At 45.9% G+C, this 16,526-nt stretch carries 16 protein-coding genes; 4 read left to right on the forward strand and 12 right to left on the reverse strand.

Annotation, left to right across the window (positions count from 1 at the left end; translation table 11 throughout):
• Position 1: 1 nt before the first annotated feature.
• The 9 genes from L0660_RS16760 to L0660_RS16800 form a co-directional block, all read right to left on the reverse strand.
• A complete protein-coding gene (locus L0660_RS16760) occupies positions 2-574 on the reverse strand; it encodes a carboxymuconolactone decarboxylase family protein (RefSeq protein WP_235160433.1) in 573 nt (190 codons plus the stop codon).
• Positions 575-604: 30 nt separating this feature from the next.
• The gene (locus L0660_RS16765) at positions 605-1,162 is read right to left on the reverse strand and encodes a carboxymuconolactone decarboxylase family protein (protein ID WP_235160434.1); all 558 of its coding nucleotides are present in this window, start codon (positions 1,160-1,162) and stop codon (positions 605-607) included.
• A 145-nt stretch (positions 1,163-1,307) separates the two neighbouring features.
• Positions 1,308-1,862: a hypothetical protein gene (locus L0660_RS16770; protein ID WP_235160435.1), complete on the reverse strand. Its 555-nt coding sequence runs from the start codon at positions 1,860-1,862 to the stop codon at positions 1,308-1,310.
• 74 nt (positions 1,863-1,936) lie between these two features.
• Positions 1,937-2,683 carry an SDR family NAD(P)-dependent oxidoreductase gene (locus L0660_RS16775; RefSeq protein ID WP_235160436.1) on the reverse strand — a complete coding sequence of 249 codons (747 nt, stop codon included), beginning with the start codon at positions 2,681-2,683 and terminating at the stop codon, positions 1,937-1,939.
• 283 nt (positions 2,684-2,966) lie between these two features.
• A complete protein-coding gene (locus L0660_RS16780) occupies positions 2,967-3,299 on the reverse strand; it encodes a hypothetical protein (RefSeq protein WP_235160437.1) in 333 nt (110 codons plus the stop codon).
• Positions 3,300-3,437: 138 nt separating this feature from the next.
• Entirely contained in the window at positions 3,438-4,610 is a 1,173-nt protein-coding gene (locus tag L0660_RS16785) for a glutathionylspermidine synthase family protein (RefSeq protein WP_235160438.1), read from the reverse strand.
• Between the two features lie 11 nt (positions 4,611-4,621).
• Positions 4,622-5,233: a hypothetical protein gene (locus L0660_RS16790; RefSeq protein WP_233797407.1), complete on the reverse strand. Its 612-nt coding sequence runs from the start codon at positions 5,231-5,233 to the stop codon at positions 4,622-4,624.
• 52 nt (positions 5,234-5,285) lie between these two features.
• On the reverse strand, positions 5,286-6,572 hold the full coding sequence (locus L0660_RS16795; RefSeq protein ID WP_233797408.1) for an aminotransferase class V-fold PLP-dependent enzyme: 1,287 nt from the start codon (positions 6,570-6,572) through the stop codon (positions 5,286-5,288).
• 67 nt (positions 6,573-6,639) lie between these two features.
• Positions 6,640-7,404, reverse strand: a complete 765-nt coding sequence (locus tag L0660_RS16800) for a M23 family metallopeptidase (protein WP_235160439.1) — start codon at positions 7,402-7,404, stop codon at positions 6,640-6,642.
• A gap of 161 nt (positions 7,405-7,565) precedes the next feature.
• Between L0660_RS16800 and L0660_RS16805 the strand changes: the two genes are divergently transcribed.
• The gene (locus L0660_RS16805; protein WP_235160440.1) at positions 7,566-8,537 is read left to right on the forward strand and encodes an aldo/keto reductase; all 972 of its coding nucleotides are present in this window, start codon (positions 7,566-7,568) and stop codon (positions 8,535-8,537) included.
• Between the two features lie 39 nt (positions 8,538-8,576).
• Here the strand turns inward: L0660_RS16805 and L0660_RS16810 are convergent, their stop codons facing one another.
• Positions 8,577-8,987 (reverse strand): DoxX family protein, encoded by a 411-nt coding sequence (locus L0660_RS16810; protein WP_235160441.1) that lies wholly within the window; start codon positions 8,985-8,987, stop codon positions 8,577-8,579.
• A gap of 194 nt (positions 8,988-9,181) precedes the next feature.
• Here L0660_RS16810 and L0660_RS16815 point away from each other — a divergent pair, with 194 nt between their 5' ends.
• Complete coding sequence (locus L0660_RS16815) at positions 9,182-11,443, forward strand: TonB-dependent receptor (protein WP_235160442.1); 2,262 nt, start codon at positions 9,182-9,184, stop codon at positions 11,441-11,443.
• A gap of 149 nt (positions 11,444-11,592) precedes the next feature.
• On the forward strand, positions 11,593-11,904 hold the full coding sequence (locus L0660_RS16820) for an isoamylase early set domain-containing protein (RefSeq protein ID WP_026628582.1): 312 nt from the start codon (positions 11,593-11,595) through the stop codon (positions 11,902-11,904).
• A 99-nt stretch (positions 11,905-12,003) separates the two neighbouring features.
• Here the strand turns inward: L0660_RS16820 and L0660_RS16825 are convergent, their stop codons facing one another.
• Positions 12,004-12,924: a hydroxypyruvate isomerase family protein gene (locus tag L0660_RS16825; RefSeq protein ID WP_233797413.1), complete on the reverse strand. Its 921-nt coding sequence runs from the start codon at positions 12,922-12,924 to the stop codon at positions 12,004-12,006.
• Between the two features lie 80 nt (positions 12,925-13,004).
• Positions 13,005-15,698: a PVC-type heme-binding CxxCH protein gene (locus tag L0660_RS16830; protein ID WP_233797414.1), complete on the reverse strand. Its 2,694-nt coding sequence runs from the start codon at positions 15,696-15,698 to the stop codon at positions 13,005-13,007.
• 369 nt (positions 15,699-16,067) lie between these two features.
• Between L0660_RS16830 and L0660_RS16835 the strand changes: the two genes are divergently transcribed.
• Positions 16,068-16,484: a hypothetical protein gene (locus tag L0660_RS16835; protein ID WP_233797415.1), complete on the forward strand. Its 417-nt coding sequence runs from the start codon at positions 16,068-16,070 to the stop codon at positions 16,482-16,484.
• The last annotated feature ends 42 nt before the right edge of the window (positions 16,485-16,526 follow it).

A 16,526-nucleotide genomic window follows, 5' to 3' on the forward strand; every position in this document is an offset into this window, starting at 1 on the left:
TTTAAGAGGGTTGTTGTTGTTTCAAATGATCGTAACCATTGGCCAGCCGGTTATAGCCATGGTCGACCAGCCGCTGGCCGAGGCCTTGGTAAAAATCAGGATTGGATGGCGCAATCGTGGCCATTCCGTCTACATAGCGGTTGTACAGGCAAAACAAGGCGGCAATGAGCACGGTGTCGTGGATTTCGAGATCCGTAGCACCGTTGTCTTTCGCAGCTGCAATGGCTTCGGGCGTTACGGCCTTCCCGCTTATCTGCACTTGTCTGGCGATTTTTAATAGTGCTTTCATTTTGTCGCTTACCGGCGCAGCGTCAATGTCCTGCTTCATGATTTCGCAGGTTTCGGTGTTGCCGATCAGCAGATCAGCGGCGGCAGTGTGTGCAGCAGTGCAAAACTTGCATGCATTGTTATGCGAGACGATGGTCGCAATCAGCTCCCTTTCTCCGGGTGTTAATGTGGATTCACCACGCAAAAGGAATTGCGTTAGCGCACGGATCGGCGCGGCGGTTTCCTTATTGTATTCGAGCAGACCTGTTATTCCCGGCAAATGTTCCGGCAATGGTATATGTGGCATTGCTATTGAGTGAAAATGGTTTTGGATAAATTATTCAGCTGTTTGCTCAACCGAAGGAATATAACCCTTGAAGGCCATACGTTGTCCCATTGCGCGGTAATCTTCGTTTTCCTGAGGCGCCCATGTGCCTAGTCCATCTACGTAGCGGTTGAACATGCAGAATGACGCTGCGATCAAAACCGTGTCATGAATCTCGCGGTCAATGGCCCCTTCGGCTCTTGCCGCAGCAACGTCTTCTTCGGAAACTTCCTTACCGCTTTGCTGCACTTTGGCAGCGATTTGGAGTAGCGCTCGCAGTTTAGGCGTGACCGGAATTTCCTGAAAACCATTGCGGATATCTGCGATCTGGTCGAGATCACACGACAAATGCGCCATCGCAGCCGAGGCGTGCGACATGTGGCAGAACCGGCAGTTGTTCAGATGGGAAACGTAAGCGGCAATAAGTTCGCGTTCGCCGCTGGTAAGTGGGGATTCGCCCCGTAACAAGGTGTCTGCCAGCCAGCGAAGGGAAGAAGCCGTTTCGGGACGGAAATTGAACAGGCCAACGATCCCCGGAAGCGATTCATCGGGCAATGTGATATGCGCCATTTTTAAGAAAATCTGTCGTTAGTAAAAGATTTCTTCTCCTGGTTCAATGGACCCAAAACAGCATACAGGCGCTGATTTCGGTTCAAAGCCGACATTTGCATTTCTGATGAAATGAGGTCAAAAAGGAGATAATGAAATGATATTACTAAGCCAGATCGGGTGGCGGCGAGGGAATTGTAAAATGTCTTTCTGAAAAATGAAGTTGCACCGAAGAAACGGCAACTTCGCGGGCGGGTGCCCATTCAAGCAAATAAAACACATGTTTCCTGTCTTGGGACATGTATTCTTTTACAAAATTTTTGAGGATGGTCGAATGTGAACCCTTCTGTGGATTAGATGCATTGCCTGTTACCTGATCATTGATTTTCGTAGCCAGGTCACTGAAACGCTCACGCGCTCCCTGGTCGTACTCGCAATGCACATACATGGTATCATTGATCAGCTGGCGGCTTTTCATCTGATAATATTGCCCTTCATGCAAAATCTGGCCTTCCACTTGTTCCGGTGCATCCCAGTTGGTCTGGTATGGAACCGCAACAGGCACTTTAATAACAATGTCCTGTGAATGATCCGACTGCTGAATCAGGTCTTTTCCGCGCTCGCTAATGGTATGCGTTTCTTCCGACAGGTAAACTATCGAATAGCCTACCATGTTGTAAAGCAGCAACCCAAGAAGCAGTATGGATAAAATCCTGCGCAATGTTGTAATATTAAAATTCAGTGGGAATATGCAAATGTATAAAAAGCAATACGAATAGCAAAAAATACTGAAAATCAGTAAGTGGCCCTTCCTCCCGAGAGATCGAATGTGAAGCCGGTGGTGAAACTGTTTTCTGCTGAAACAATGAATGCAGCCATATTAGCGGCTTCTTCGAGCGTTCCGCAGCGGCGCATGGGAATTTTGTCGGTCATGTACTGCACTTGCGTGTCGGGCATAGCCTCCACGAGCGGCGTTCTGATCACTGCCGGGGCTAATGCATTGATGCTGACTCCGGTTTCCGCATATTCTTTCCCCTGCACTTTGGCCATGCCTATGACGGCTGCTTTGGAGGCCGAGTAAGCGAGCATCCCTGCATTTCCTTCCTTTCCCGCAATGGATGCAATGTGTAAAATGCGGCCATAACCGTTGGCGAGCATATGGGGCAAAACGGCTTTTGAAGTATTAAAACTGCCCATGAAATTGATTTCAAAAACCTTTCTCATGTTCTCCGGATCCACCTCATGGCTTTTTATATTTGTGGCACCTGTAATGCCCGCGCAGTTGATCAGTATATCAATCTTGCCAAAGCGGGCAACAACCTGCTCCACACCTTTTTCAACCATTGCCGGATCGGTCACATCCACGCTCACAAATTCTTCCTTGTCCGGATTGCCAATAAATTCCTCCCGGAGGGCTTCTATATTCACATCAAAAAGACCAACATAGGCGCCTTCATTCAATAATTTGTGAGCGATTACAAGTCCAAGGCCCGAGGCGGCGCCTGTAATAATTGCGACTTGTGCATTAAAACCGGTTTGCATGATTTTTAATAACGTTAAGTAATGTCGTTGAGCTTATCTTAAAAGCAATTCTTATATGCTTTTTAACCTAAAATATCAACGTTACAGCACAATTAGAGAGAAAGGTTTTAAAAGCAGGAAATGTGGCGATTATCTTAAACCGGAACGCCTTAACAATATAAAAGCGGACAAAATAACTTCATTTAAATGAAAGTTATCTGCCCGCTTTGTAAGTGAAAATCCGATGTGAAATTGATTTGCTTAAACTGTGATGTTTTTACAAATCCGGCAATGCAATTGAGTTTTAAACTAATTCCCTTTCAAACTGTAAGCCTATCTGCGCCGCAGGGAAACTTAATACGGTATTAAATTCTGCAACTGCCTGATTGACTTGCCGCTGGGAGATCCCGCTATATTCTAAGACAAGTAATTTCGCTTGTTGCGACGACAATCTTTTGAGTTTCCAAAACTGCGGATGATTAATCCCGATCGGTGCACGGAAGTATTTTTCTTTCGGCTCCCTGATCAATATCTCATATTCTGTGCTGCGTTGCGGATTGTCGTGCAGGAAGTAACCTTTTACTATGACCTTGACTTCCCGTCCACTTTTAAGTTTAAAAATTTTCTCGTGTATCATGACTGGTTTTGTTTAAGAATTGTCGGAATGCGCTGATGCTGCCCTAACGATCTCACAAACTTTGTCAGACAAAACGATATTTACACACAATGATTATCAAACGGTCGATCCGTTTAGTCTGCGGTCATATTCAATCGTTTAGCTTACCAAATGGCCCACAAATTGTGCCTTGTTATCCAGGATGCGGCCACCCCGTCGAAAGCCCAGCGCACAAGCTTCACCTGCATAAAAGACGCCGGCCTGATAAGAATTTCCAGCGCCATCGGTGGGAAAATCAAGATATTCCTGATAGATCTTTGGCTGGTCATCATATTCACCCTCAACCGTTTCCAGCACTTCTCCGCCTTTTTCCAAAATAGAAACATTAGCCCCTTCGCGGCCGAAGAGCACTTTACGCACCGACTTTTTATGAGGCAATGCATAGCGCTCGGTTTGGAGCAACAGCGGATGATAGGGATAAAGATCCCACAAGACTTTCAGTATATATTTTGACTGAAATAGCAACGTATAAGCAGGATTGAGAATAACTGCTTTCCGGTTTTTGACAATTTCTGTCAGCATTCCGGCGAGTTCCGGCTCATCATTTCCGATATATTCCCAAGGGACAAGCTTGAACCAGAAATCGAACCGCAGAAAATCGTTGGAATCAGGCACCATTTTAAAAATGCCTTCTCCATTTGAAAACTCAACTTCCTCGACATAAGCGAAATCCGTGTCAAATCCTGCTTCCCGCGCAGCCTCGGTCAGTAAGGCAACATTGGTGTCATCTTCGGGATAACCGCGCATTGTGGAAAACAAAATAGAAGCGTCCAGGTCATTGTTAGCCTCTTTGAGATAGCGGAACTGATTAACAAGCGTTTCGTAAAGGGTGTTAAACTGCTGCGATTCATCTAGCCCGTTCATCCGCAGATGCGCCCATTGCACAACAGCGGTCTCGGGAATGCAGGTTGCGGTGTCCGCATTAAACTCGATCAGCTTGGCTGGCTCACCATCGATTCCCCCAGCAAGGTCAAAGCGGCCGTAAAGATGGATGTGGCGGTCGTCCTGCCACGAAAGCTGAATAAGCTCTACCAGGTTTTCAGGAATGCCCATTTCCTTAAAAAGCTGGTTATCAATAGTATACTGCCCAGCCTCGATGAGCATTTCATATAACGTCCCCGCCGCTTCGTAATATTGGATTGCCTGCTCTTCGCTGACAACCACAACGTCACTGACCACATAAGGAGCCGTGTCGGCACCAAGCATCCAGTCCCAGCCTACGTTTTGCAGCGCTTTTTCCGGATGATTGGCTAGCGATTTTAATTGAATCATGTTTTATAAATTTAACCTCCGCTTCTGCCTGCGGAACGTCCGAAGAAACCATTTCTGCCGCCCTTAGGACGGGACGTTACCATGCGCGTGCTGCGGGAAGCATTTGCTTGCTGAACAGCGCTTTGCGATTTGTTATAAACATTCGGATCGCTGTAAAAGCCTCTGGCCGCACTGCCATTCCCACGGTAATTGTTCATGTATGCATTGTTGGAGCTTCTGCCGAGCATATAACCCATTCCTCCGTATAACAGCATGGTAGACAAGCCACTATGGTGCCCCACAGATGATTGGTTATTGCGGATCTCGTCATCGATCAATGCCTTGGCGGCAGTTGTGCTGAGCGAGTCGGTGTGGCCGTCGAGGTAAGTGACAATGGCAACGGACTTGTCCGCATCTACGCTTTCTTCGTCGGTAATCTTAAATTCTCCGGGTTTAACCTCCTTAATGTGTGAGCGGATGCCTTTGGAATAGGTGGTTTCCTCGTAACTATAAGCTTCTTCATCTTCGCTGGAACCGCATCCCGTCATCCCGATTCCGGATGATAAAATGGTGATTGCCAAGGCGCTGCTAATGCTTATATCTTTGGCCCTTTTGAGGAAAGAGCCCTTTCGTAATTGGGTCATGTGATTGGGTTTTTAAGCTGATGATCTTAAAGATAACGCAAAAATCCTTTCATCAGGCTTTTTTAGCGATCTTTTCCAAAGCTCCCACAAGCTTGTCCAGGTCACTGATTTTGGTATAAACATGAGGCGTAACCCGCACACAATGAATGTTTTCCCAGTTTATTCCGACAGTGTGGATCTGGTAATCTTTCATGAGCTTGCTGTCCAGCTCTTCTGGTTTCATTCCATCAATGCTCACACCTGCTATGGCGCAGGAATATTCAGGTTTTAGTGATGTATGGATTTTCACGCCAGGGATCTGCAGTGCTTTTTCAGCCCAGTATTTTTTCAAATAATGCACCCGCTCCTGTTTCCTTTTGGAACCGATGCCTTCCTGGAAATTGATGGCTTCACCAATGGCTTGCTCTATGCAAAAACTGCGTGTCCCCAATGTTTCAAATTTGCGGATGTCTTTGCTCTTAGGCTGGCTGTTGCATAACAATGGCCATATTTTTTCTATTTTATCCTTCTTTACCCACATCATACCGCTTCCAACCGGCGCGCTCAAAAACTTGTGCAAGCTCGTTCCGAAATAATCGCAATCCAGATCAGGGATTTTATAATCCAGCAAACCAAATGTATGCGCGCCGTCCACAACCACCTCGATGCCTTTGCTATGCGCCATATCACAAATCTTTTTCACCGGCATAATCTGCCCTACCCAGTTGATAATGTGGGTTACGTGAATTATCCTGGTCCTGGGTGTAACAGCGTCGGCAAAAGCTTTCACAATCTGCTCGTCATTTTCAATAGGGAAATCAAATGACAGCTGTTTATAAACCAGTCCATCGCGCATTTCCCTTTGTTTCCAGGCCTGGATCATATTGGGATAATCCTGAATGGTGCCAATGATCTCGTCGCCTTTTTCGAGCGGTAAGCCAAAAATAATGGTGTTAAGTGCTTCCGTAGCATTCCGGTTAATGGCAATTTCCTCTGCGTCGCAACCGGCCAGTTTGGCCAGACGCTGCCGAAGCGGCTCGCGGCCTTTATCCATAATCCGCCACATGTAGTAAGAAGGTCCCTGCGCTGCCGCTTTGTTGTATTTTTCCAAAGCTTCCTGCACGGCAATGGGCGAAGGCGAGACGCCGCCGTTGTTGAGGATGATAATGTCGCTTTTACTCGCCGTGTAAGCATCCTGGATTACCGACCAATAATCTTCATTATCTGCACTGTTGTCGTTCCAAAGCTTCTCGGCTTCACTAAAACTTTCTGCGTGCAGTTCGTTATAAAGACTGTTCAGGCCGAAGGCACCAAAGCCGATGGCCGCGCTCTTTCGGAAAAAGGACCGGCGATTGTTCATAAAAAATGGTTTATAGGAATAGTAATCGAGTGAGCTACAATTTATTAATTAATAGCATCAATCCCAATCATTCCGTAACGTAACCATCCTTTACGGTTGACATCAGCAACCATTCATAAGTGTTCACAGGAAGCGGCATGGCGTATTCGTCCAGTTGCAGATACATCAGGTGCAGGTGCGTTGGCGAACGTTTTTGATAAGCATTATAGCCGGAGCGGCCCATTTCGGCAATTTTATCACCGGCATTCACCCATTGTCCGGGCTGGACTTCGATCATATTGTTGTGCGCGTAGTAGAAAAGGCCGTCCAGGCATGGATCGTAAATCCAGATCCAGTTCCCGCCCCGGAATTCACTGTTGTATTTCCAGCCTGTTTCCGTTGCCAGAACGATTCCCGAAGTAAATGCCATCACGTCAACGGGCTGCCAGGTCCTGTCGTCCAGATTGTCCTGATCCTTATCCTTTACAAAAAGGTCGTGTGCAGGATGGCTTCCGCGCACATTGTTATCGAAAAGGTCGAAACCTTCACCGCGGTAACCTCTTCCGCGGCCTCCTATGGATTCGCGGGGCGTATAGCCTTTAATCGGATAAGCAAAATAAGACGAATCAATGACGCGGCAGGTATCCCTTTTAAACTCACTTCTGATCTGCTGCATGATCGTGCGGAAAGCAAGCCGCCCGGAGTCGGGGGAGATTACATTGTCACGGATATCCAGCTGGAGCTGGTTGAATGTGGCGCAATATTCATTTAATTTTTCCGAAGGTTTATCCTCATTGACCCAGCCGCAAATGCTGAGGATCAGGACAATTCCGGCGATTCTTTTTATCGTCATCAACAATGCATTTACCATCAACCCTTTATCTCTCACCTATCCGTTTAATTGAAGAACGTTCTACGAGTTTTTCTGAACTTAATATCCTACAAATGTATTTCTAATACATTAAAAAGACACAATCCCAGGCTTTAATCCACGAACACTAAATTTACTTAACAATGCAAAACCGTCGTTTTGGGCGTAGTGGCTGGCAGATCAGCGAAATAGGTTACGGAATGTGGGGACTTGCAGGCTGGACGGGCTCCGACCGTAAGGAAACAGATGACTCTCTTAATCTGGCAGTTGAATCAGGCGTTAACTTCTTTGACACGGCCTGGGGCTATGGTGAAGGCCTCAGCGAGCGCATTCTCGGCGACCTGATCCGCCGTTACCCGGACCGCAAATTATATGCGGCCACCAAAATCCCACCTAAAAACCGCCAGTGGCCATCCAAAGCGGACTCTTCGTTACAGGAAGTTTTCCCTGCCGATTACATTATCGAATACACAGAGAAAAGCCTTAAAAACCTGGGCACGGAACACATTGACCTGCTTCAATTCCATGTTTGGGAAGACAGCTGGGCGCAGGAAGATGAGTGGAAAGAAGCAATTCAAAAATTGACGCAGGAAGGAAAAGTGGAACGTTGGGGCATCAGCGTTAACCGCTGGGAGCCGGATAATGTCTTAAAAACCCTTGAAACGGGATTAATAGACGCTGTTCAGGTGATATACAATGTTTTTGACCAGGCGCCGGAGGACAACCTCTTTCCGCTTTGCAAAAAGCTCGATATCGGCGTCATTGCACGTGTTCCGTTTGACGAAGGAACATTAACAGGCACATTTACTAAAGAAACAACTTTCCCGGCCGACGACTGGCGGTCTACTTACTTTGTGCCGGAAAACCTGAATTCCAGTGTAGACCACGCTGAGGCGCTGAAAGCCGACATTCCGGAAGGAATGACAATGCCGGAGCTTGCATTACGGTTCATATTGAACAATCCGGATGTGCATACCACCATTCCGGGCATGCGCAAACTGCCGCACGTAAGGTCCAATGTTTCAGCCAGTGATGGTGAGCTGCTGGATCCGAAGCTCGCAGATAAATTGAAAGTACACCGCTGGGACCGCTCTCCAACCCAATGGTCGCAATAGCATTAAAAAGGCGTTTCCAGATTGGAAACGCTTTTTTTATTATTTATAAAGACCGTTATCCACGGACATTTTGCCCGGGCCGGTCAGAAACAATGTGACATATACAATCAGGAACGTCAAAGCGTGTTCCTTGTCGGCCAGCGGATCAGGGCCGTGTACAATAAAGAAAACCACGGTCATGGTGATGATCAGCGGAATGAGTGCCGCCCTGGTGAACAAACCAAGAATTACCAAAATGGAGCAAACAAACTCAGCGCCAATCGTAAGATAAAGCGATACCTCCTCTCCAATCCCGATCGGATCAGCAAATGAATGGTCACCTTTTAACAGGTTTTGCAGCTTTGCATAGCCATGCGTGAGCATGAGCAACGAAATTCCGACCCGTAAAATCAGCACGCCCCAGTCGGCGGACGCCGGAAGCTTGATTGGTTTCAAAAATTTTTTCAGCATAATCATTTTTATAGGTTATCCATAGCCGGTGAAAATCACTTCATCCGGTGTAATCTCCCTAACCCTAAAAAACGTATAGTTAGTTTCAATAATTTTTTCAGGCGATCAAATTAATAGTTATTGTTTATCAAGTTTAATTTTTAGATTTGTCTAAATTAATATTAAGGATTAGTTAAATATAAGATTAAGTATATATGAAGTTACTCATACTAATGCTGTTATATACACTCAGCCTGCCAGCACTGGCGCAACATTCGCTTTCCGGGAAAATAATCCTGGAAGAAGGAAATGGCCCGGCGTTTGGCGCATCGATCTATATTAACGAATTAAAGATCGGAGCGACTGCTGATTCGATCGGACATTATAAGATCTCGGGAATTCCAAATGGAAGTTATTCTCTACGGGTCAGCTTCATCTCTATGCCGAACATTACCGAAAAAAACGTGCGGATTGAAAAGGACGTCGTGCGTGATTTCGTGCTAAAATCCGGTGCTAATGCTTTGGATGAAGTGGTGGTTACAGGCACAATGAAAGAGGTTTCAAAGCTGGACAGCCCCGTTCCCGTAGACATTATCACGGCTAAATTCATTTACAAAAACCCTGTTCCAAGCATTTTTGAAGGTCTTAGCTACGTTAATGGCGTGCGCCCGCAGCTCAATTGCAATGTATGCAGCACCGGCGACATCCATATCAACGGCCTCGAAGGACCGTACACCATGGTGCTTATCGACGGCATGCCCATGGTAAGCGGACTTTCCACTGTTTACGGCCTGTCCGGAATCCCAAACAGCCTGATTGATCGGGTCGAAATTGTAAAAGGCCCTGCTTCAACCCTTTACGGATCGGAAGCCGTGGGTGGATTGATCAACATTATCACAAAAAACCCTTCAAAAGCACCCATATTCTCCGCGGATGCATTCAGCACATCGTGGCTGGATTATAATATCGACCTGGGCGTGAAATTTACCGCAGGTTCCAAAGCAAGCTCGCTCCTGGGTGTGAGTTATTTTAATTACCAAAACCCGATTGACAACAATAAGGATGGTTTCACAGACCTGACATTGCAGAACCGCATTTCTGTTTTTAATAAATGGTCGTTTAACCGGAAAAATAATCGCCAGGCGAACATTGCGGCGCGTTACTATTATGAGGACCGCTGGGGCGGGCAAATGAACTGGAACAAAACATATCGCGGCGGAACGGAGGTTTACGGGGAAAGCATTTATACCAAACGCTTCGAAGTTTTAGGCAACTATCAGCTTCCTATGGCCGAAAAAGTGACATTGCAATATTCTTTCAGCTCACACAACCAGAACTCGACCTATGGCCATGTAATGTTCAATGCAGATCAGAAAATAGCGTTTGCGCAGCTGTTATGGGATAAAGAAGTCGGCAGGCATAACCTGCTTTTCGGAACCCCATTCCGCTATACTTTTTACAATGACAACACCACCGCAACCCGCTTCCTCGACGGCAAAGACCATCCCGACAAAATTTTGCTACCTGGTATTTTTGTCCAGGATGAGATCAAAGCCGGGCCGCATTCCCTGCTGCTGGGAGCCCGGTATGACTATAACAGCCGTCATGGAAGCATTTTCACGCCCAGGCTTGCCTATAAATACAAGTTCAACCAAACGGATGTGGCCCGACTGAACATTGGTCGCGGCTTCCGCATTGTAAACCTCTTCACGGAGGACCACGCTGCGCTTACGGGTTCGCGGCAAGTGATTGTGAAAGAAGCGCTTAATCCTGAGCAAAGCTGGAATGTGAATGTGAATTATGTGAAAAAGATTGTGACGGGAAGTTCTTTCATTGGCCTGGACGCCTCCGTTTTCTACACTCATTTTACAAACCGCATCCTGCCTGACTACGACACGAATCCAAATGAGATTATTTATGATAATCTGGATGGTTATGCTGTTTCAAAAGGCGTTAACCTGAATCTGGATTTCAACTTTCCTTTTCCTTTGAAGATCATTGCTGGGGCGACTTACATGGAAAATTTTCAGAAGGAAAACGGAGTCCGGTTCAGGCCTGTGCTGACAGAAAAATATACAGGTGTCTGGTCTGTTTCTTATGAGTTTCAAAAGTCGGGCATATCGTTTGATTATACGGGCAATATTTACGGTCCTATGCGGCTGCCGGTGCTGAGTGAAGAAGATCCGCGCGCAAAGATTTCACCGGTTTGGTCATTACAAAATATACAGGTCACCAAGAAGTTTGACAATGGCCTGGAAATCTACGGCGGAGTAAAAAACCTGCTCAATTTTACTCCTCCCGCCAATTCCATTGCAAGATCGAATGATCCTTTTGACAAAAATGTAAAGTTTGATGACAGCGGCCAGGTGATCGCAACGCCTGACAATCCTTACCGGCTGACATTCGATCCATCTTATGTTTTTGCGCCTAATCAGGGCATCAGAGGCTTTCTCGGCATGCGCTATACGTTGCGGTAAATATGGTTGAAATGGAAAATAAACACACGTATTACTACGTTTAATTATGATTATTCAAAGATGAAATTCCTTTATAATATTGATATTCATTGATTTGAATAATTTTTGATTGTATATTTGTTCCATCAACTATTTAACACTACATAATCATGGCATTAACAAAGCAATTTGTAAAGAGTAAATCACTTTATAAAGTAACATTTACAGTTCCCGCAGAAGCAGCAGTTGAAGTAAAAAAAGTTGCGTTGGTTGGCGAGTTTAACGGATGGAATCCTGAGGAAGCAATCGCATTGAAAAAGCAAAAAGACGGCTCATTCAAAACAAGTCTTGAACTTGCATCAGGTGAGTATCAGTTCCGTTATATCCTTGACGACGAAAAGTGGGAAAATGACTGGGAAGCAGACAAATACGTAGCTGCCGGCGTTGACGCAACTGCTGAAAATTCAGTTGTTGTATTGTAATTTACTATTTGCTCCAGGGCACAAAAAACACCGTAAAGTAATCGCTACTCTACGGTGTTTTTCTTTTTATATTATATCAAAAACGGCTTGCGAAGAACATTAGATCGTAAAGCTGTCGCTTTCCACATAAGCCCTTATCAACGCTTCCTCTCCCTCCTTACCCGGTGAGAAATTGCCGTGTTCCATGCCCATGATGAAGGATTTATTTTCCTTTTTGCTGCGGTCGTAAATGTATTTGAAAATGTTTTTGTAGTTAATTTCGCCCGTTGTCGGCTCCTTGCGGCCAGGCTCGTCCCCTATCTGAAAATAATCGATTTCGCTCCAAGTCCGGTCAATGTTGTAAAGCAGGCGTCCTTCGTTTTTTTGCATGTGGTAAATGTCGTACAGGATCTTGCAGGACTTGCTGTTAACGCCCCGGCAGATTTCGTAAGTCTGATCGGAAGTTCTCAGAAAAAGATTTGGCGAATCGCTTAGCGGCTCTAAAACCATCACCAATCCGTGCGGTTCCAGGATTTCAGCACCTCGGCGCAATGCATCAATCACATGGCCTGTTTGCACGCCTATTGGTAAATTTCTCTCAAAATCACCCGGCACAACCGTCATCCATTTCGCATTTACACGCTTGGCAACTTCTACCGCTTTTTTGCAGCCATTCAAAAAAATATCAATGTATTCCTGCTTACCTGCTGCTAATGTATTGGCACCGTTTCCTCCCTTATCCACCACAAAAACGCCCATTTGCATGCCCAGGCGCGTCATTTCTTTGGCAATAGCTTCCTGCTGCTCCACCGGCCTGCCCATCATGCCATTATCTTCAATTGCCATGAAACCCTGGTCAGCCATAAATTTCAGCTGATCAATCACATCTTTTCCGGCGCTGTTCTGAAACATGCCAAAGTGGGAAGCGTATTTAAGCTTGAATTTATTTTTAGCCATTGGCGCCGTTGCGAAAGCATCTCCTGCTGCAATTGCTGCACCAGCCAGACCAAGGGAAGATTTTACAAAATTTCTGCGGAGCATATTTTTTTAATGTTTTGTTTAGGAATGTAAAGTTGTAGCGTTGTCAAATATACCGCAAACGGCCTTGGAAACTTGCGTTCCTAGCCTCTCCTGCGTTTTCTCTTCCTTTCTTTCTTGCTGTCTGACTTCGAGGGCTCGGCCAGTTTATCATCGGTCAGCTGAGGGAAATAGGGAGCCAGCTGCACCTTGATTTCTTCTCTGAACGCATTTCTCACACCTTCCAATGCGGCCTCTTTCACATCGCCAGCCATTTGATCATCCCGAAGCATTTTCACCACTGCTTCTTCTCCCGGCCAGCTCGCCCCCAGATATTTGGCCGCGTTTTTACGCACAGACATAGGCTCATTGGAATTCAAAGCTGTGTTCCTTAATAAATAAACCGACTCGGGACTTCCTACTGTTTGTATCGAAGCCAGAAGCGAAGACTTTTTCTCTTCATTTAAACCCGCGAGTTTTTGCGTCACGTAAGAAATGCCAGCCTGTTCCAGCAATAATGCCCCGGCATCCCGTCCCACAACTTCATCCGATTTATCCAAAGCCATTTTAAACAACCGGTCCATCTCGGAATCCAGCTCATAGCGGGTCATTAAATCAATGTAATGTTCCGTTCCATAAGTTTCGTCGAGAAGCTTGTTCAATGCGGTGAGCCCTTGCTGGGAGTTCGTAACAAATGATTTATCCAAATGCAGCAATGCAAGCTTGCTTACTTCAATTCGGTCCGAAGAATTGACATTCATTACATTCAGCAGCGCCTGCGATTTTTCATAACCTGCATGGAAGAAGTCGAATGCGCGGAAGTAGCGAAGCCTGCTTTTGAAATTCACACTGGTATCCGAAGCAGCCGTGGTCAGATACGGAATCGCCTGCCGTGTTCTTGCCAGCCATACAATGTCTTTTCCTGCACTCGTGGCCACAGGATTAGCGCCTGCCTGCGCCAGCCACGCCGGGAAAATCCGTTCCCATTGGTCAAAGGCACCTATGCTCAATGCTTCCACCGACCAGCGATCGTTTCCTTTGTATTGTCTTGCCAACTGCAACCAAACGTCCAATGCTTCGTAAGTATGGTTATGATTGATCGCCAAAGCGCATTCTCTTCTCACCTGCGGGTCGGGATCAGCGGTAAGGCGCTTGATATATTCCGTAGGATCGCTGTTGCGCTGCCGCACGGCGCGCAATGCGGTAATCCGCAAATTCGGGTTCATTTCCCTGAATGCAATATCGAGGCTTCTGTAATTGAAACCTTCGATCCGGTTCAAAACCCACAATGCCCGCGCTCTGATCCGCGGATTGACAACTATTGACCGAAAGAGCTCTTCGAGATAAGGTTCAGCCTGCCAGCCATGCTTTACACAAGCATTCCAGGCCATATAACGCATGGATAAGTTGGGACTTTGCAGCGCTTTTACTGCCTGCTCGGGAATGGAGAGGTCAAAAACAGGGATTTTATACAGTGAGTCCTTGGGCGCAACGCGGAAAATCCGGCCACGGCTCCTGTCCTTCATTTTATGCGAACCAATTACGGGATCATACCAGTCGGAAATGATCAGCGAACCGTCAGGCGCTACGCATACATCCGTTGGTCTGAACCATTTATCGCGTGTTCCTTCGACGATAGGAAGAATGCCGGTGGATTTGTATCCTGCACCATCATTCACAACCGGGAATCCGCTCACGCTTTGCTGGCCTGCATCGGCGAGTAGAATTTGATTCTGATAACGCCGGGGCAGTAAATCACCTTCATAGATGGTCATACCCATCGGAAAACCTGAGCCCGTTTCAATGAGGTTGGGAACAACGCCCGGATCATTCTGATGCCAGTGCCTGCGCGGGATTTCGTCTTCCAGATTGGTGCGGTTCAGACGCCAGCTTGCACCCGTCATTTCGTCAATGTATCCAAAATTCCCGTTTTCCATCACATACGAAACCCGGTCGCCGCCATTGCCAGGCTCTTCCTGATCCGATTGCCACATAGTCCCGAAGCTATCGACGGCAACTTCAAAGCCGATCCGGAAATTTTGTGCTAATATTTCAACTTTGGTAAAATCCTGATCACATCTGAAAACGACGCCTTGCTTGAACTGCCTGAAATCGATCGGCCTTTCATATTTATCAAGCAATGGCCTGTCCTGACCATCAACAAGCTGCCTTCCTGCATTGCCGAAATTGAAATAAAATTTCCCGTCCGGCCCAAAAACGAATGCATGAATACCGGCGTCATTCTGCGAGCCGCCGATTCCCTTGAATAAAATTTCTTTTTTATCGGCCTTATCATCACCATTTGTATCGGTAAAAAGCCATACATACGGACTCTGCGAAACAACAGCCTTGTTACCCATCACCCAAATTCCCAAAGGCGAATTCAGCTCCGGCCCCTGGTAAAAGACCTTGGTTACATCCGACTTTCCATCGCCATTCTTGTCCTCCATGATCACAATGCGATCCCCCTGCCCCAGCTCCGACTTACCATTCACAGCGGGACGATAATTATAGGCTTCGCAAGCCCAAACCCTTCCCCGATGGTCCACATCAATGTTTATAGGGTTGATCACGTCCGGTTCCGAAGCAAAAAGCGTTGCTTGCAGGCCATCGGCCACTTTCAGCCCAAGCACCGCATTCCGGGAAAATCGCTTTTCAGGCTCCGAAAACGTAGCATACAAGCTATCAGGATCAGTAACGACTAGTGAATCAGAAAGTTGACAAAAACCGAAGAAGTTGAGAAGAGTTGTAAAACCTGCAATTAATAATGCAGATTTAGTAGAATTAAATTGTTTCAAAACAAAAATTTGATGATGCAGATATCCTAATAACGTATAAAAATACCTGATGTTTCCGGGATTAGGAAATGAAGTTTGAAAGAATAAAAGATATTACTAACTTTGTTTTGTGATATTACAAAACACACAAGATTGCTTTTTTCACATACTATACACTCATAAATAGTGAAGCATATACTTAAACAGCTTATAGCTGAGCATTTAATCCGTAGAGGCGAATTAAAAATCAGACTCAAAAACTTGAGCACTATGACAAGTCCTTCAGATGAGTTACAAAATATTGTTCTAGATGAACTATTGGACGTTAATCAGAAGATCCAACAACTGGAGGACATCTACAAGTCACTTTAAAATCAACGAATACTCGATATGGAACATATATTTAAACGAATGAGAGAAGCGGGCAGTCTAGCTGAATATGAAGCAGCAAGTAATGAGTGCCTGGACTATTTTCAAACCGCAACAGAGGCCGAACGGGAGGTGATTGGAAAGTTCATGGTTCAAGAGGCAGAAGAATTGCTTGCACAATCTAGAGAGACCCGCAAAAAAGCAGATGCTATAATCGCAGAATACCATAAATCCAAAGACGTCAACATTGAAATAAACGGTCAGAAATATCCGCTTAGTGAGTGGGTTACGATGAAGGAATATTGCAGACGGTTTGGATTGAAGAATACCATGATCATTAATAACTGGATTAGCAGAAACATTATCCCGGAAGAAAATATTCTCAATATCAGCCAGTTGAACAATCTTCGGCTTATTAAGGCTGTTCCCTACAAATGATAAAAAAAGGAGCATATGCGCTTGCATATGCTCCTTACAATC

Origin of the sequence: Dyadobacter sp. CY351 (assembly GCF_021502625.1) — a bacterium.
GTDB classification, from domain to species: Bacteria; Bacteroidota; Bacteroidia; order Cytophagales; family Spirosomataceae; genus Dyadobacter; species Dyadobacter chenhuakuii.

Coding starts and splice junctions, on each gene's coding strand:
- L0660_RS16760 (WP_235160433.1), bottom strand. CDS start 574: ATGCCACATATACCATTGCCGGAACATTTGCCGGGAATAACAGGTCTG.
- L0660_RS16765 (WP_235160434.1), bottom strand. CDS start 1,162: ATGGCGCATATCACATTGCCCGATGAATCGCTTCCGGGGATCGTTGGC.
- L0660_RS16775 (WP_235160436.1), bottom strand. CDS start 2,683: ATGCAAACCGGTTTTAATGCACAAGTCGCAATTATTACAGGCGCCGCC.
- L0660_RS16780 (WP_235160437.1), bottom strand. CDS start 3,299: ATGATACACGAGAAAATTTTTAAACTTAAAAGTGGACGGGAAGTCAAG.
- L0660_RS16785 (WP_235160438.1), bottom strand. CDS start 4,610: ATGATTCAATTAAAATCGCTAGCCAATCATCCGGAAAAAGCGCTGCAA.
- L0660_RS16790 (WP_233797407.1), bottom strand. CDS start 5,233: ATGACCCAATTACGAAAGGGCTCTTTCCTCAAAAGGGCCAAAGATATA.
- L0660_RS16795 (WP_233797408.1), bottom strand. CDS start 6,572: ATGAACAATCGCCGGTCCTTTTTCCGAAAGAGCGCGGCCATCGGCTTT.
- L0660_RS16800 (WP_235160439.1), bottom strand. CDS start 7,404: ATGACGATAAAAAGAATCGCCGGAATTGTCCTGATCCTCAGCATTTGC.
- L0660_RS16805 (WP_235160440.1), top strand. CDS start 7,566: ATGCAAAACCGTCGTTTTGGGCGTAGTGGCTGGCAGATCAGCGAAATA.
- L0660_RS16810 (WP_235160441.1), bottom strand. CDS start 8,987: ATGCTGAAAAAATTTTTGAAACCAATCAAGCTTCCGGCGTCCGCCGAC.
- L0660_RS16815 (WP_235160442.1), top strand. CDS start 9,182: ATGAAGTTACTCATACTAATGCTGTTATATACACTCAGCCTGCCAGCA.
- L0660_RS16820 (WP_026628582.1), top strand. CDS start 11,593: ATGGCATTAACAAAGCAATTTGTAAAGAGTAAATCACTTTATAAAGTA.
- L0660_RS16825 (WP_233797413.1), bottom strand. CDS start 12,924: ATGCTCCGCAGAAATTTTGTAAAATCTTCCCTTGGTCTGGCTGGTGCA.
- L0660_RS16835 (WP_233797415.1), top strand. CDS start 16,068: ATGGAACATATATTTAAACGAATGAGAGAAGCGGGCAGTCTAGCTGAA.